Below are 14,991 nucleotides of genomic sequence, written 5' to 3' on the forward strand. Positions count from 1 at the left end.
CCTATACGGACACGCGCAGCCGAAGGGGAGGCCGCATGAGCGGGCGGGACTGGGAACTGGTGGGCGCGCCGAACGCCCGGGACCTCGGCGGGCTGGTCGGGGCGGACGGTCGGCGGGTGCGCAGGGGCGTGCTGATCCGCACCCCGGCGCTGGGCCGCCTCGCCGACGAGGACCTGCCGGTGCTGGCGAAGCTCGGCCCGGCCTGCGTGGTCGACCTGCGGGACCACTCGGAGATCGCGGTCGCCCCGCCGGACCGGCTGCCGGGCGAGCCGACGGTGGTGCACCTGCCGGTGCACGACGCCGAACACCCCGTCTTCACCTACGTCTCGGCGGTGCTGCTCGGCCACGACCTGGGCGCGTACGCGGCCCTGGCCGAGGAGGGCACCCCGGCGGCGATGGCGGCGATCTACCGCTGGTTCGTCACCGGGGAGTCGGCGCGGGAGAGCTTCGGCGCGGCGGTGCGGCTGGCGGCGGAGGCGCGGAACCTGCCGCTGGTCTACCACTGCTCGGCCGGCAAGGACCGCACCGGCTGGCTGACGGTGCTGCTGCTCAACGCGCTCGGCGTGGACGAGGCGGCGATCCGGGCGGACTACCTGGCCAACAACCGGCTGACCGAGAGCCTGCGGGAGGTCATCCTGGAGGCGATGCGCCGGCGGCAGCCGGGGCTGGACGTCGCGGCGGTGCGCCCGGTGCTGGAGGTGCGTCCGGAGTACCTCGACGCCGCGTACGCGGAGGTGCGCCGGGTGCACGGCTCGTTCGGGGCGTACCTGCGGGACGGGCTGGGGGTCACCGACGACATCGTGGCGGCGCTGCGGGCGCAGTTGCTGGAGTGACGGCTCAGGGCAGCCCGTACGCGTCGGCGAGCGCGTCGATCTCGGCGCGGAGCAGGGTGGCCGGCGCGAAGCCCATCCCGGCGAAGTGGCCGACCGCCTCCAGCCCGATGACGCCGTGCAGGCGCGCCCAGACGGTGACGGCGCCCGCCAGCGCCGCCCCGGCGTCGGCGTCGGGCGCGTACGCCGCGACCCAGGCGGTCACCTCGGGCGTGCCGGCGGACCAGTGGTCGAGTTGGTCGCGCAGGGCGGTGCCGGGGGTGCCGGGTCGCCCGTGGGCCAGGACGCCGAGGAACGGGCCGAGCACGGCCCGCGCCCGGTCGACGGTCTCGGGCGGGGCCTGGTAGGTGGGGCTCGGCGGGCCGGTGAGCAGGAGATAGGTCTGCGGGTGGGCGACCGCCCAGGCATGGAACGCCTCGGCGAGGGCGTGCAGGCGGGCGCGGGCGGGTTGCCCGGCCGCCGCCTCGGCGGCCCGGGCCACGGCGGTGGCCAGGTCGGCGTACCCGTCGAGGATCAGCTCGGTGAGCAGCTCGTCACGGCTGCCGAAGTACTTGTAGAGGGCCGGGCCGGAGACGCCGAGCCGCTTGGCGATGCCGTTGAGGGCGACGGCGGCCGCGCCGCCGGAGGCGACCTGGTCCAGGGCGGCCCGCTTGATCTCGGAGCGGACCTGGGCGCGGTACCGCCCGCGCGGGCTGTCGTCGGTCTTCGGCACGTCGTCTCTCCGTCCGTCGGCCGCGTGACGTGCGGCACCATTGACAGATCATAACTTCGGTTAGAAGCTATAACCAACGCGATAACATATAACCAAGGAGTCGAGATGTCTGGGGAACTGCACGTCGTCCTGGGTGCCGGGCCCGCCGGCACCACCCTCGCCACCCACCTGGTCGACCGGGGCCGCCGGGTCCGCGTGGTCAGCCGAAGCGGCGAGGCCGCGGTGCCGGGCGCCGAACGGGTCGCCGCCGACCTCACCGACCCGGAGCAGGCCACGGCCGCGCTGGCCGGCGCCACGGTCGTCCACCACTGCGCGAACGTGCCCTACGCGCAGCAGGTCGAGGTGATGCCCCGCATGCAGCGGGCGGTGCTGGCCGCCACCGCGGCGGTGGGCGCGCGGCTGGTGGTGCTCGACACGCTCTACCCGTACGGGCCGACCGGCGGGGCGGTGATGACCGAGGAGACGCCGTGGCGGGCGGTGAGCGCCAAGGGTCGGATGCGCGCCGACCTGGACGCCGCGTACCTCGACGCGCACCGGCAGGGCCGGGTGTCGGTGGTGATGGGGCGCTCCGCGGACTTCTTCGGACCCGGCGTGTTCAACTCCAGCCTCGGCGGCACGGTCTTCCCGGCCGCCCTGACCGGGGGCACCGCGCTGGCGCTGGGCGACATCGACCTGCCGCACAGCTACAGCTACCTGCCCGACGTGGCGGCCGGCCTGGCGCTGCTCGGCGACCACCCGGAGGCCGCCGGGCGGGTCTGGCACCTGCCCGCCGCGCCCGCGCCCACCACCCGCGAGGTGCACCGGGCCATCGAGCGCCTGGTGGGCCGCCCGCTCGCCGTCGACGTGCTGGACTCGCCGCGGCCGTGGGGTCCGTTCGACGCGGCGTTCATGCGCGAGTACGCCGAACTGTTCTACCAGTACCTGGAGCCGCAGGTCATGGACTCCACGGCGTTCGAGACCCGGTTCGCGGTCCGGCCCACGCCGCTTCGGGAGGCGCTGGCCTCGACCGTCGACTGGTTCCGTGCGGTGCTGGCCCCGGCGGGCTGAGCGCCGTCACAGGTCGTGCCGGCCGGCCCAGGCGGCGGCGGAGATCCGCGCGATCAGCCGGCAGGCGTCGTCCTCCGCCTCCTCGCCGGTGGGGCCGCCGTCGGCGAGGTCGGTGGTGGTGCACACGACGATCGCGTACGGCGGCGCGTCGTCGGGGAAGACCACCCCGGCGCCGTGCCGCACGCCGCGCACCCAGCCGTTCTTGTGCGCGATGCGGGTGCCCTCGGGCAGCCCGGCGGCCAGGTCCTCGCGGTGTTCCTGGGCGAACAGCACGTCGAGCATGGCGGCGCAGGCGGCCGGCGGGGCGAGCGGGCCCGGGGTGTGCGCGCCGGCGGCCAGCGCGCCGAGCAGGGCGGCCAGGTCGGCGGCGGTGACGAGGTTGGTGATGCCCGCGTCGCGGGCCGCGAAGTCCTCGATGCCCCGCCCGGTGACGCTGTGCCGGGCTCCGGCGAGGGCCCAAACCTCCGCCACCGCCGGCAGGCCGACGTGGCCGATGACCAGGTTGGTGGCCAGGTTGCTGGACCGGACGATCATCCGGTGGGCGAGCCAGCGCAGTGACGCGCTGTCGCCGACCCGGTCCCAGACGGCCTCGTCGTTGTCGTAGTGGCGGGCGCAGGAGAACCGGGGCGCGCCGGGCAGCGCCGAGTCGAACTCGTTGCGCACCGGCACCGGCGCGTCCAGGTCGAGGGCGCCGGCCTCGGCGGCCCGGTGCAGCGCGACGAGCACCGCGGCCTTCATGGTGCTGGCCGCGTAGTGGGTGGCGTCGGCGTGCCGGGTCCAGGTGGGGCCGGCGCCGAGGCGCCCCAGGTACGCCGACACGGTGCCGGGCACCCCGTCCAGGTGTGCGTCGAGTTCGTCCCAGGTCATGCGGGTGACCGTAGCGGATCATCGCCGGGGCGGCCGGCCGGGGCGAGCGGTCGCACCGTGCGGGGATGACGGGCGGAGCCCGGACCGTAACGGGCGGAGCCCGGACCGCGCGGGGCGGTCCGGGCTCCGGGGCGGCTGCCGTCGTACGTCAGCCGGCGTGCTTGCGGCGGGCGGCGGCCCGGCCGCGGAGCTGCTGGTCGAGCACCACCTTGCGGATCCGCACGGCGGCCGGGGTGACCTCGACGCACTCGTCCTCGCGGCAGAACTCGAGGGCCTGCTCCAGCGACAGCTTGCGCGGCGGGATCAGCTTCTCGGTCTCGTCGGCCGTCGACGAGCGCATGTTGGTGAGCTTCTTCTCCTTGGTGATGTTGACGTCCATGTCGTCGGAGCGGGAGTTCTCCCCGACGATCATGCCCTCGTACACCTCGGTGCCGGGCTCGACGAAGAGCTGGCCGCGCTCCTGGAGGTTGGTCATCGCGAAGGCGGTGACCGCCCCGGCGCGGTCGGCGACCAGCGAGCCGTTGTTGCGGGTGCGCAGCTCGCCGAACCACGGCTCGTACGACTCGAACACGTGGTGCAGGATGCCGGTGCCCCGGGTCTCGGTGAGGAACTCGGTGCGGAAGCCGATCAGGCCGCGGGCCGGGACCAGCCACTCCATCCGGATCCAGCCGGTGCCGTGGTTGACCAGCTGCTCCATCCGGCCCTTGCGGGTCGCCAGCAACTGGGTGATCGCGCCGAGGTACTCCTCCGGGGCGTCGATGGTGAGTCGCTCGACCGGCTCGCAGGTCTTGCCGTCGATCTCCTTGGTGACGACCTGCGGCTTGCCCACGGTCAGCTCGTAGGACTCGCGGCGCATCTGCTCGACCAGGATGGCCAGCGCCAGCTCGCCGCGGCCCTGCACCTCCCAGGCGTCGGGACGCTCGGTGGGCAGCACCCGCAGCGACACGTTGCCGATCAGTTCCTTGTCGAGCCGGTCCTTGACCATCCGGGCGGTGACCTTGGCGCCCTTGACCCGGCCGACCAGCGGCGAGGTGTTGGTGCCGATGGTCATCGAGATGGCCGGCTCGTCGACGGTGATCAGCGGCAGCGGCTGCGGGTTCTCCGCGTCGGCCAGGGTCTCACCGATCATGATCTCGGGGATGCCCGCGACCGCGATGATGTCGCCCGGGCCCGCCGAGTCGGCCGGCTTGCGCTCCAGACCCTCGGTCATCAGCAGCTCCGAGATGCGGACCCGCTGGGTGCTGCCGTCGGTGCGGCACCAGGCCACGGTCTGGCCCTTGCTGATGGTGCCCTGGCGCACCCGGCACAGCGCCAGCCGGCCGAGGAACGGGGAGGCGTCGAGGTTGGTGACGTGCGCCTGCAACGGCGCGCCCTCGTCGTACGCGGGCGGCGGGATGGTGTCGAGCAGGGTGCGGAACAGCGGCTCCAACGAGCTGCTGTCGTCGGGGACCGCGCCGTCGGCGGGTTGGGTCAGCGAGGCGATGCCGTCGCGGGCACAGGCGTAGACGATCGGGAAGTCGATCTGCTCCTCGTCGGCGTCCAGGTCGAGGAAGAGCTCGTAGGTGTCGTCCACGACCTCCTTGATCCGGGCGTCGGGGCGGTCCACCTTGTTGATCACCAGGATGATCGGCATGCGGGCCTTGAGCGCCTTGCGGAGCACGAACCGGGTCTGCGGCAGGGGGCCCTCGCTGGCGTCCACCAGCAGCACCACGCCGTCGACCATGGTGAGGCCGCGCTCCACCTCGCCGCCGAAGTCGGCGTGGCCCGGCGTGTCGATGATGTTGATGGTCACCGGGTCGGAGCCGTCCGCCGGCATGTACCGCACGCCGGTGTTCTTGGCCAGGATGGTGATGCCCTTTTCCCGTTCGAGGTCCATCGAGTCCATGACCCGCTCGGTTACCTCGCCGCGGGCGCCGTAGGCGCCGGCCTGCCGCAACATGGCGTCGACCAGGGTCGTCTTGCCGTGGTCGACGTGGGCGATGATGGCGACGTTGCGGAGGTCGGTGCGAAGCTGCATACCCTCCATACTCCTGTCTGCGGTTGCCGGGGCACGCGTCGGGGTCTCCCCCCAGATGGCCCGGATCTCTGCCGAAACTGATGTTCCGACCGTTTCAGCGCCTGGCATGCTGACCCCCGTGGGAATGGGGGCCCGATGCACGACCTGCTGACCTGGCTGCAGGGCCTGCCGCCCCTGCTGATCTATGTGATCGCCGCGACAATCGTCGCGGGGGAGACCGCGGTGATCTTCGGTCTGCTGGTGCCGGGCGAGGCGACCCTGCTGCTGGTCGGTTTCCTAGCGTACGCGGGGACGCTGCGCCTCGCCCCGGCCCTGCTGGTGATGATCCTTGCAGCGGTGATCGGGGACACACTCGCGTTCCGGGCCGGCCGCCGGTACGGGCCCCGGCTGCGCGCCGGCCGGCTGGGCACCCGGGTCGGCCACGAGCGGTGGGGCCGGGCGGAGGCGATGCTCGGCCGGCTGGGCGGGCGCGGGGTGCTGACCGCCCGCTGGGTGGCCTTCGCCCGCACCCTGGTGCCCCGGCTGGCCGGCGCGGCGGGAATGCCGTACCGGCGGTTCGCGCCGTGGAACCTCGCCGGCGTGGTGACCTGGGTGGGCGGCTCGGTGCTCGCGGGCAACCTGGCCGGGGAGTCGTACGAGACGGTCTCCCGGCTGCTCGGGCGGGCCACCGGCGCGGTGCTGGTGCTGGTGGCCGCGCTGGTCGCGGTGGTGCTGGCCGGGCGGTGGCTGGGCCGCAACCCGGACCCGGCCCGCGCGCTGGCCTCCCGGGCCGCCGGGCTGGGGCCGGTGCGCTGGCTCAGCGGCCGGTACGGCGTGCTGTTCTTCCTGCTCGCCATGTACGTCGGGCCGACCTGGACGCTGCTGATCAACCTGGCCGGCGGGCTGTTGCTGCTCTTCGTGGCCGGCTTCGCCATCGCCTGGGTGCTCGACGCGGTGGTCCGGCACAGCGGGTTGGCGGCGATCGACGGCGCCATCGCCGACTGGTTCGCCGACCGGCGTACGCCCGGTGCGGTCGACGTCACGCTGGCGGTGGTCTCGGCGCTGCGCGGCTCGTCGCTGATCGTGCTGGTGGCCGTCGTGGCCGCGGTGCTGGCCTGGCGCAACCGGCCCTGGCGGGCCGACCTGCTCAGCGTCGTCGGCACGGTCGGGGCGTTCGTTCCGCTGGTGGTGCTCGCCGTGGTGGTCGACCTGACCGGGCCGGGCACGGGCGGCCCGGACGGCCGGGACGCCGGCCTGTTCCCGACGCAGAACGCCGTGGTGGCGGCCAGTCTCTGCACCCTGGCCTGGCTGCTGTCGCGCGGGGCGCGCTGGCCGGTGGCGGTGGCCGCCTGGACCGGCGCGGCGGCCGGCGTGGTCGGCATCGTCGGCGCCCGCCTCTACCTGGGGTTGAGCACCGCCAGCGGCAGCGCGACGGCGGTGCTGCTCGGGGTGGCGTGGACGGCGTTGTTCGTGGTGGCCTGGGCCACCCGGGACCGGGCGGTGGGTGACGCCCCGGCGGAGCCGGAAGCGACGGCGGTGCCCGCCGACGCCTGAGGCGGCGCTCCGGACCGTGCCGCCCGGCGGCTCCTCGCGGCGGCCCGGACCGGGGGCCGTGGTGTGGCCGCCGCGACCCCCGGGTGGTGCGCGGGTCAGCCCCGGGCCGCCACCGGCTCCGGCCGGGCCGGGGAGTCCTCCGTGGCGGGGGCGATCCGCCCCGGCCACCAGAAGCGGTCGCCCAGCGCGAACGCCAGCGCCGGCACCAGGACCGTGCGGACGAGCAGCGTGTCCAGCAGCACGCCGATGCAGACGATGATCCCGATCTGGGTCAGCAGGATCAGCGGCAGGACGCCCAGCACGGCGAAGACGGCCGCGAGCAGGATGCCGGCGCTGGTGATGACGCCGCCGGTGACCCGCAGGGCCGACAGCATGCCGTCCCGGGTGCCGGTGCGCCGGGCGTCCTCCCGGGCCCGGGTGACGAGGAAGATGTTGTAGTCCACGCCCAGCGCCACCAGGAACACGAAGGCGAGCAGGAGCACGCCGCTGTCCAGCGCCGGGAACCCGAGCACGTGGTCGAAGATCAGCCACGACGCGCCGATGCTGGCGAAGAAGGACGCGATCACGGTGAGCACGAGCAGCACCGGCGCGACCAGGCCGCGCAGGAGCAGCACGAGCACGGCGCCGACCAGCAGCAGGATGACCGGCAGGATGAGCCGTACGTCCTTGCCGTTGGCCTCGTTCTCGTCGTAGGTGGCGGCGACGGCGCCGCCGACCACCGCCCCGTCGAACGCGGGCGCGCCCTCGACGGCCGGTGGGGCGGATCCGGGCACCGCCGCGACCGCCTCCCGCAGCGCCTCGACGGCGCGGTCCGAGGCGGCGGTGCCCGGCTCGGCGTCGAGCACGACGTCGACCTGGGCGACCCGGGCGCCCGCCTCGCCCGGCCGCGCGGAGGCGACACCGGGCACGGCCGCGGCGGCCTCCGTGACGGCCCGCGCCGCCGCGGGGGTGGTGAGCACCGCGACCGGCTGCGTCGTCCCGGCGGGGAAGGCCCTGGCGAGGGTTTCCGCGCCGGCGACCGCCTCCGGCTCGACCCGGAACTGCTGGGTCTCCGACAGGCCGGTGCGGATGCCGAGCCCGCCGAGGGCGAGCCCCGCGAGCAGCAGCGTGGTGAGCACCGCCACCGGCGCCGGACGGCGCTCGACGGCGGCGCCGAGCCGGCCCCACAGCCGACCCTCCCGGACCGCGCCGCCGACCCGGGGCACGAACGGCCAGAACAGGCCACGACCGAAGATCACCAGTGCCGCGGGCAGGACGAACAGCGCCGACAGCATCGCGAGGACGACGCCCGTCGCGCAGGCCACGGCGAGGGCGCGGTTCAGTTCCTGCTCCGACAGCAGCAGGGTGAGCACGCCGAGGACGACGGTGAAGCCGCTGGCGAGGATGGGCTCGGCGGTGCGGCGCAGCGCGGCGCGCATCGCCACGAACCGGTCCTCATCGCGGCGCAGCTCCTCGCGGTAGCGGGCGATGAGCAGCAACGCGTAGTCGGTGGCGGCGCCGAAGACGAGGACGCTGGCGATGCCGGTGACGGCGCCGCCGGGCAGGTTGATGCCGACGGCCGGGACGATCGTGTCGAGGGCGCGCAGCGTGAGCTGCTCGGTCGCCGCGACGACGACGAGCGGGACGATCCACAGGAACGGGCTGCGATAGGTGATCAGCAACAGCAGCGCGACGACGGAGGCGGTGACGATGAGCAGCGTGGTGTCGGCGCCGTCGAAGACCTTCGTCAGGTCGGTGGTGAACGCGGGCCCGCCGGTCACCTCGACGGTGAGCGCGTCGGGCGCGTCGTCCAGCGACGCGCGGAGGTCGTCGACCCGGCCGGCGGTCTCCTCCTGACCGCCCGCGGTCGACAGCGGCACGGCGACGAGTGCGACGGCGCCGTCCGGGGAGATCTGCGGCGGGCTGACGCGCCCGCCGACGGCGAAGCGGCCCAGGTCGGCGGACTGCCCGGCGAGCGCCGCGCGGTCGGCCTCGGTGAGCGGGCCGCCGTCGGCGCGGCTGACCACGACGAGCGCCGGCTGGACGTCGTGGGAGGGCAACTGGTCCTGGAGGCGTTCCACCTGGGTCGACTGCCACCCGACGGACAGGCCCGTGGACGAGACGGGAGCCGGGTTGTCGGGCGTGGGCAGCCCGAAGACGGCCGCGCCGAGGACGATCGCGGCGACCACGGTGAGCCACGCGGCCAGTCGGCCGCGGGCCACGCGGGTGAACACGGACATGGCTGACCTCACGGGTTCTCTCTACGGGATCCGGTCGACGCTCGAGACCCGCCACGACCGGAAAAGTGCGACCGCAGAGTATCTCGATAATCGAGATTATCGGCTGCTGAGTTATGCTGCAACCGGACGGGCGGCGGAGGGAAAGCGGCGGACGTGACAGGCCACGGCATGTACCGGAGGCGCGACACGCGCCGCGCGACGCTGGTCGCCGAGATCGCGGCCGAGCTGCGCCGCTACTCCGTCGACGCGCAGCACATCGGGCACGCCTTCGCCAACCTGCACGGGCTGGGCGCGACCGACCTGCAGGCGCTGATCGCGGTGATGGACGCCGAGCTGATCGGTCAGCCGATCACCCCCGGGCGCCTCGGCGAGCAGCTCAACCTCTCCTCCGGCTCCGTCACCGCCCTGATCGACCGGTTGGAGCGCGCCGGGCACATCCGCCGCGACCGCGACACCGCCGACCGGCGCAAGGTCCTCCTGCACTACGCCGAGCGGGGCGCGGCGCTGGCGATGGACTTCTTCCGGCCGCTGGGCCGGCGCACCGACGAGGTGATGGCCGGCTTCAGCGACGACGAGCTGGAGGTGGTGCACCGGTTCATGACCGCGATGACCGCCTCCATGCGGGAGCACCGCGACACGGTTCGGGCCGCCCGCGACGAGCCGGCCCGGCGGGCGAGCGGCTGACCTCGTGCTCGACGGGGCGCTCGTCCGGCTCGCCGCCGCCGCGCTGCGGCTGCCGGCCGGGCGCGCCCGGCGGGTCACCCTCACCCGGGGCATTCCGGTGCGGGTCCGCGACGGGGTGCCGCTGCGCACCGACCACTACGCCCCGGACCTGCCCGGCGCGCCCACCGTGCTGATCCGCACCCCGTACGGGCGGGGTGGGCCCATGCGGCTGCTCGGCCGGCTGGCCGCCGAACGCGGCTTCCACGTGGTGATCCAGTCCTGCCGGGGCACGTTCGGCTCGGGCGGGGCGTTCGATCCGCTGGTGCACGAGCGCGACGACGGCCTGGACACCCTCGACTGGCTGCGCCGCCAGCGGTGGTGGTCCGGCGCGTTCGGCATGTTCGGCGCGAGCTACCAGGGCTTCGTGCAGTGGGCCCTGGCCGCCGACGCGGGGGAGGAGCTGCGGGCGATGGTCGCGGTGGTGACCGCCTCGGGCACCCGTGATTCGACGTACGCCGGGGACTCGTTCGCCCTCGACGCCGTGCTCACCTGGGCCGAGCTGCTCCAGGCCCAGGCCGTGCCCTGGCTGGCCCGGCAGTGGGAGCTCAAGCGCGGCCAGCCCCGGCTGACCGCCGCGCTGGCGCACCTGCCGCTGGTCGAGGCCGACCGGGTCGCCACCGGCGTGACGGTGCCCTTCTTCCAGGAGTGGCTGCGCCACCACACCCCGGACGCCGGCTACTGGCGCGACCGTGTCTTCGGCGACCGGATCGCCGAGGTCCGGGCGCCGGTGGCGATGGTGACCGGCTGGCACGACATCTTCCTGCCGGCCCAGCTGCGCGACTTCGCGGCGCTGCGCGCGGCCGGCGCCCACCCCCGGCTGACGGTCGGGCCGTGGACGCACGGCAGCCCCGGGCTCTTCGTGGCCGCCCTGCGTGACGGGCTGGACTGGCTGGACGAGCACCTCGCCGGCCGCCCTCCGGCGGGCCGTGCCGCCCCGGTGCGGGTGTACGTCGGCGGGGCCGGTGGCGGCTGGCGGGACCTGCCGGACTGGCCGCCGCCGTCGGTGCCGACCCGGTGGCACCTGCATCCGGGCGGGGGGTTGAGCACCGCCGCCCCGGTGCCCTCGACGCCGGACCGCTTCCGCTACGACCCGGCCGACCCGACGCCGTCGCTCGGCGGGCCGCTGCTCGTCGCCCAGCGGGCCGGGCCGGTCGACAACCGCCCGGTCGAGGCCCGATCCGACGTGCTGACCTTCACCAGCGCCCCACTCGACGCGCCCGTCGAGGTAATCGGCCCGGTACGCGCCGAGATCCATCTGCGCAGCGAGCTGTCCCACCTGGACGTCTTCGTGCGACTGTGCGAGGTGGACCGGCGCGGCCGGTCCTGGAACGTCTGCGACGGGCTCGTCCGGGTCGCCCCGGGCCGGTACCCGACCGACCCGGCCGGCGTGGTGCGCGTGCCGGTGGAGCTGTGGCCCGCGGCGCACCGGTTCGCGCCGGGGCACCGGCTGCGCGTGCAGGTCTCCGGCGGCGCCCACCCCCGCTACGCGCGCAACCCCGGCACGGGCGAGGCCCTCGGCACAGCGGTCACCCTACGTGCTGGCTGGCGGGAGATCCTGCACGACCCGCAGCGACCGTCCGCAGTGGTGCTGCCGATCGTGCGGATCGCCCCGCAGCATTCTTGCCGCTGAAAAAATCCCGGTTGAGCTGGGCATTCATTCATCGGCGGCGTTATGGTTGGGCCAACGCCCGGCGCTGTGCACCACTCGGCCGGGCCCGCGCGTGAAGCCCTCCACCGCCTACGCGGTGTCACCGTCATGCCCGGCCCCCGACCATCCGCAAGGGGGAACCCATGACGCGGGCACCCGAGAACCTGCTGACCGTCCGCCGTCTGCTGCTCGACCACCTCAACATCGACCCCGACACCGTCCGGAGCCAGGACCTCGAACCCGCCGAGGTCGGCATCGTCGGCGACCCCGCCCACCGGGGCGGCTACCACTGCGGCTCCGACCGGGTGGTGACCAACGACTACTCCGTCGTCGAGTCGCCCCGGGACTCCGCCGGTCTCACCCTCGACGCGGCCGCGCTCGACGTCGGCCTCTTCCAGGTCCGCGCCGGCGGCCGCACGCATGACCTGCACACCTTCTCCAACTGGTGCGTGGCGCAGTGCGTCGCCAACACCCCGGACAGCCGGGACATCAGGGAGATCATCTATTCGCCCGACGGCGCCGTCGTGCGGCGCTGGGACCGGCTCCGCAGGCGCAGCAGTGGGGACAACTCCCACCTGTGGCACACCCACTTCAGCTTCTTCCGCGACTCGATCAAGGCGAACCGCGACCAGACGCCGCTGTTCCGCCGCTACCTGACCACCATCGGACTCCTGGAGGACGACATGAGCGCACAGGCCGAGAGCCAGATCAACAGCATCTATGTCGGCATGTTCTACGGCGGGTCGAGCATGGGGCGCAGCGTCGACCCCGACGCGGGCGGCCCCGCGACGGCCAGCAACAGCCTCGTGGCGAAGCTGGACTACACGATGCAGCGGCTCGACACGGTCGCCGCGCAGCTCACCGCGCTGTCCAACAAGGACTTCACCGACGAGCAGGCGATCGTGACGGGCGTCCTGGCCACGCTCACCCCCGACAAGATCGCCGCGGCGATCCCCGCCACCATGGCCAAGCAGGTCGCCGACGAGTTGGCCCGCCGGCTGGCGGCCTGAGCCGGCGTCCCCGGATCCGTCGGGCGGGCCGGGGACCGACCGAAGCCAGCAACGACAGTTGCGCAATGACTGTTGCGCAACTGTCGTTGCCGATGTCAGACTGGCGGCATGACGAATCCCGACGTGCGCCAGGTCACCGACTCCCGGGTCCTCGCCGCGCTGTCCCACCCGCTGCGCCGTCGGCTGATGGACGTGCTCAAGGTGCACGGCCCCTCGACCGTCGGCCTGCTCGCCGAGCGGACCGGCCAGGCGCCGGCGAACGTCAGCCACCACCTCAAGGTGCTGGCCGGCGCCGACCTTGTGGAGGAGGCGCCCGAGCTGGCCCGCGACCGCCGGGAACGATGGTGGCGCCTGGTCAACCGCGGCCTGCGCTGGTCCCGGTCGGACTTCGAGGCCGACCCGGCCGACCGGGCCGTCGCCGACGCGGCCGTCTCGCTCAACCTGGAGCGGCACGCCGCCCTGGTTCGCGCGTGGTACGCGGCCGACGACGCCACCCAGGCGGCCTGGGGGCAGGGGCCGTTCTCCATGGACCGGTGGCTGCGCCTGACCCCGGAGGAACTGGCGCAGCTCGATCGCGAGATGAACGACCTGCTGACCCGGTGGGCCGACCGGGAGGTGCCCGACGACGGGCGACGACGCGAACCGGTCTTCCTGTTCGCCTACGGCATTCCGGCCACCCCGTGAGGCCGCCCGCCGGCGTCGCGCCACCCCGTACCCCCGACGCCCGCGCGCCACGGCCGGAGCCCGCCGCGTCACCGCCGGAGCCCGCGGCCCCCGCGGCACGGCGTGGTGGCCTGCTGCGGCACCGGGACTTCCGGCTGCTCTGGGCCGGGCAGACGGCCAGCGCCATCGGCAGCAACGTCACCACCGTGGCGCTTCCCCTGGTCGCGGTGACGGTGCTCGACACCGGCACCTTCGGCGTCGCGGTGCTCACCGCCGCCGCCTGGCTGCCGTGGCTGCTCGTCGGCCTGCCCGCCGGCGCCTGGGTGGACCGGCTGCCGCGCCGGCCCGTGATGGTCGCCTGCGACCTGGTCTCCGCGCTGCTGTTCCTCAGCGTCCCGGTCGCCGCCGCGCTCGGCGCGCTGACCGTGGCGCAACTGTTGGCGGTCGCGCTGGGTGCCGGCCTGGCCCGGGTCTTCTTCGAGACGGCCGACCAGGTCTACCTGCCCGTGCTGCTGCGCCCCGAGCAGGTGCCGGAGGGCAACGCCAAGCTCCAGGCCACCCAGACCGCGAGCTACGTGCTCGGCCCCGGCATCGCCGGCGTGGTCGCGCAGGTCGTCGGCGCGGTCGCCGCGCTCCTGCTCGACGCGCTGAGCTTCCTGTTCTCCGCGGTGTGCCTGCTGCGCATCCGCACCGTCGAGAAGCGCCCCGAGCGCGTCGACCGGTCCCGGTCGCTGCGCCGGGAGATCGGGGAGGGGATCCGGTTCGTCGCCCGCGACCCGTACCTGCGGGTGCTCGCCGTCTTCGGCGCGGCCAGCAACGTGGGACTGATCGGCTACCAGGCCGTCCTGGTGGTCTTCCTCGTGCGGGAGGCGCGCCTCGCACCCGCGTCGGTGGGCGCGCTGGTCGCGGTGATGAGCCTCGGCGGCATCGCCGGCGCGCTGCTGGCCACCAGGCTCGGCCGGCGGCTCGGCACCGCCCGGGCCATGCTGCTGGCGGGGATGCTCACCGGCCCGATGGCGCTGCTGATCCCGCTCGCCGGCCCCGGCGGGCGACTGGCCCTGCCGGCGATCGGCGGCATGCTGGTCAGCCTCGGGGTGGCGGTCGGCAACGTGCTCAAGGGCAGCTTCCGGCAGACCTACACCCCGCACCACCTGCTGGGCCGCGTGACGGTGAGCATGCACATGCTCAACTACGGCACGATCCCGCTCGCGGCGCTGCTGTCCGGGGCGGTCGGCGCGGCCTACGGGGCCGGCACCGCGATCGCGGTGATGACCGGCTGGCTGGCGCTCACCCCGGTGATCCTGCTGGTCGGGCCGCTACGGCGGCGACGGGACCTGCCCGTCGCGCCGGAGCTGCCCTGAACGCGCTGCGGCGGCGGCCGGCTCCCGGCCGCCGCCACCGGCACGGATCTACATCGGGCGGACGTTGTCCGCCTGCGGACCCTTCTGCCCCTGGGTCACCTCGAACTCGACCTTCTGGCCCTCGTTCAGCTCCCGGTAACCGCTCGTCGCGATGGCCGAGTAGTGGACGAAGACGTCCGGCCCTCCGCCGTCCTGCTCGATGAAGCCGAAGCCCTTTTCCGAGTTGAACCACTTAACCGTGCCGGTTGCCATGCATCTCTCCCTGTTCCAAAGCGGGTGACCCGCGGTCGAAGACCGATGATCGCCCGGTACCACCCCGACAGTAACCGGCCGAGCGCCGATTCGCTGGCCGAAGTGCCGT

The 14,991-nt window shown here is 74.3% G+C and carries 13 protein-coding genes; 8 read left to right on the top strand and 5 right to left on the bottom strand.

From position 1 onward, the window contains the following. The first annotated feature begins 35 nt into the window (after positions 1 to 35). A complete protein-coding gene (locus tag ACGF7U_RS06780) occupies positions 36 to 833 on the top strand; it encodes a tyrosine-protein phosphatase (protein WP_393103702.1) in 798 nt (265 codons plus the stop codon). A 4-nt stretch (positions 834 to 837) separates the two neighbouring features. Here the strand turns inward: ACGF7U_RS06780 and ACGF7U_RS06785 are convergent, their stop codons facing one another. Then, the gene (locus ACGF7U_RS06785; protein WP_393103704.1) at positions 838 to 1,542 is read right to left on the bottom strand and encodes a TetR/AcrR family transcriptional regulator; all 705 of its coding nucleotides are present in this window, start codon (positions 1,540 to 1,542) and stop codon (positions 838 to 840) included. Between the two features lie 105 nt (positions 1,543 to 1,647). Between ACGF7U_RS06785 and ACGF7U_RS06790 the strand changes: the two genes are divergently transcribed. Beyond that, positions 1,648 to 2,589, top strand: coding sequence for an NAD-dependent epimerase/dehydratase family protein (locus ACGF7U_RS06790; protein ID WP_393103706.1), 942 nt, complete (start codon positions 1,648 to 1,650; stop codon positions 2,587 to 2,589). A gap of 6 nt (positions 2,590 to 2,595) precedes the next feature. On the opposite strand, the gene ACGF7U_RS06795 is transcribed toward ACGF7U_RS06790, so the two are convergent. Next, entirely contained in the window at positions 2,596 to 3,456 is an 861-nt protein-coding gene (locus tag ACGF7U_RS06795; protein WP_393103708.1) for a serine hydrolase, read from the bottom strand. 148 nt (positions 3,457 to 3,604) lie between these two features. Beyond that, positions 3,605 to 5,473 (bottom strand): translational GTPase TypA, encoded by a 1,869-nt coding sequence (gene typA / locus ACGF7U_RS06800; protein WP_393103710.1) that lies wholly within the window; start codon positions 5,471 to 5,473, stop codon positions 3,605 to 3,607. 135 nt (positions 5,474 to 5,608) lie between these two features. Between typA and ACGF7U_RS06805 the strand changes: the two genes are divergently transcribed. Continuing rightward, positions 5,609 to 7,006: a DedA family protein gene (locus ACGF7U_RS06805; RefSeq protein ID WP_393103712.1), complete on the top strand. Its 1,398-nt coding sequence runs from the start codon at positions 5,609 to 5,611 to the stop codon at positions 7,004 to 7,006. A gap of 95 nt (positions 7,007 to 7,101) precedes the next feature. On the opposite strand, the gene ACGF7U_RS06810 is transcribed toward ACGF7U_RS06805, so the two are convergent. Beyond that, positions 7,102 to 9,225 carry an MMPL family transporter gene (locus tag ACGF7U_RS06810; protein WP_393103714.1) on the bottom strand — a complete coding sequence of 708 codons (2,124 nt, stop codon included), beginning with the start codon at positions 9,223 to 9,225 and terminating at the stop codon, positions 7,102 to 7,104. Between the two features lie 168 nt (positions 9,226 to 9,393). Here ACGF7U_RS06810 and ACGF7U_RS06815 point away from each other — a divergent pair, with 168 nt between their 5' ends. The 5 genes from ACGF7U_RS06815 (at position 9,394) to ACGF7U_RS06835 (ending at position 14,630) form a co-directional block, all read left to right on the top strand. After that, on the top strand, positions 9,394 to 9,909 hold the full coding sequence (locus ACGF7U_RS06815; protein WP_393103716.1) for a MarR family winged helix-turn-helix transcriptional regulator: 516 nt from the start codon (positions 9,394 to 9,396) through the stop codon (positions 9,907 to 9,909). A gap of 4 nt (positions 9,910 to 9,913) precedes the next feature. Next, the gene (locus tag ACGF7U_RS06820) at positions 9,914 to 11,578 is read left to right on the top strand and encodes a CocE/NonD family hydrolase (protein ID WP_393103718.1); all 1,665 of its coding nucleotides are present in this window, start codon (positions 9,914 to 9,916) and stop codon (positions 11,576 to 11,578) included. Positions 11,579 to 11,739: 161 nt separating this feature from the next. After that, a complete protein-coding gene (locus ACGF7U_RS06825) occupies positions 11,740 to 12,606 on the top strand; it encodes a hypothetical protein (RefSeq protein WP_393103720.1) in 867 nt (288 codons plus the stop codon). A 108-nt stretch (positions 12,607 to 12,714) separates the two neighbouring features. Next, the gene (locus ACGF7U_RS06830) at positions 12,715 to 13,290 is read left to right on the top strand and encodes an ArsR/SmtB family transcription factor (protein ID WP_393103722.1); all 576 of its coding nucleotides are present in this window, start codon (positions 12,715 to 12,717) and stop codon (positions 13,288 to 13,290) included. Then, positions 13,287 to 14,630 (top strand): MFS transporter, encoded by a 1,344-nt coding sequence (locus tag ACGF7U_RS06835; protein WP_393103724.1) that lies wholly within the window; start codon positions 13,287 to 13,289, stop codon positions 14,628 to 14,630. Before ACGF7U_RS06830 ends, ACGF7U_RS06835 begins: the two co-directional genes overlap by 4 nt. Positions 14,631 to 14,678: 48 nt before the next feature. Here the strand turns inward: ACGF7U_RS06835 and ACGF7U_RS06840 are convergent, their stop codons facing one another. Beyond that, on the bottom strand, positions 14,679 to 14,882 hold the full coding sequence (locus ACGF7U_RS06840; RefSeq protein WP_007072071.1) for a cold-shock protein: 204 nt from the start codon (positions 14,880 to 14,882) through the stop codon (positions 14,679 to 14,681). Positions 14,883 to 14,991: the final 109 nt, after the last annotated feature.

This window comes from Micromonospora sp. NPDC047670 (assembly GCF_043204915.1).
GTDB lineage: Bacteria > Actinomycetota > Actinomycetes > Mycobacteriales > Micromonosporaceae > Micromonospora.

Excerpts from the sequence above, each read along its gene's own strand:
- ACGF7U_RS06790 (WP_393103706.1), top strand. The coding sequence starts at position 1,648 with ATGTCTGGGGAACTGCACGTCGTCCTGGGTGCCGGGCCCGCCGGCACC.
- ACGF7U_RS06805 (WP_393103712.1), top strand. The coding sequence starts at position 5,609 with ATGCACGACCTGCTGACCTGGCTGCAGGGCCTGCCGCCCCTGCTGATC.
- ACGF7U_RS06825 (WP_393103720.1), top strand. The coding sequence starts at position 11,740 with ATGACGCGGGCACCCGAGAACCTGCTGACCGTCCGCCGTCTGCTGCTC.
- ACGF7U_RS06840 (WP_007072071.1), bottom strand. The coding sequence starts at position 14,882 with ATGGCAACCGGCACGGTTAAGTGGTTCAACTCGGAAAAGGGCTTCGGC.
- ACGF7U_RS06815 (WP_393103716.1), top strand. The coding sequence starts at position 9,394 with ATGTACCGGAGGCGCGACACGCGCCGCGCGACGCTGGTCGCCGAGATC.
- ACGF7U_RS06830 (WP_393103722.1), top strand. The coding sequence starts at position 12,715 with ATGACGAATCCCGACGTGCGCCAGGTCACCGACTCCCGGGTCCTCGCC.
- ACGF7U_RS06795 (WP_393103708.1), bottom strand. The coding sequence starts at position 3,456 with ATGACCTGGGACGAACTCGACGCACACCTGGACGGGGTGCCCGGCACC.
- ACGF7U_RS06810 (WP_393103714.1), bottom strand. The coding sequence starts at position 9,225 with ATGTCCGTGTTCACCCGCGTGGCCCGCGGCCGACTGGCCGCGTGGCTC.
- ACGF7U_RS06780 (WP_393103702.1), top strand. The coding sequence starts at position 36 with ATGAGCGGGCGGGACTGGGAACTGGTGGGCGCGCCGAACGCCCGGGAC.
- typA (WP_393103710.1), bottom strand. The coding sequence starts at position 5,473 with ATGCAGCTTCGCACCGACCTCCGCAACGTCGCCATCATCGCCCACGTC.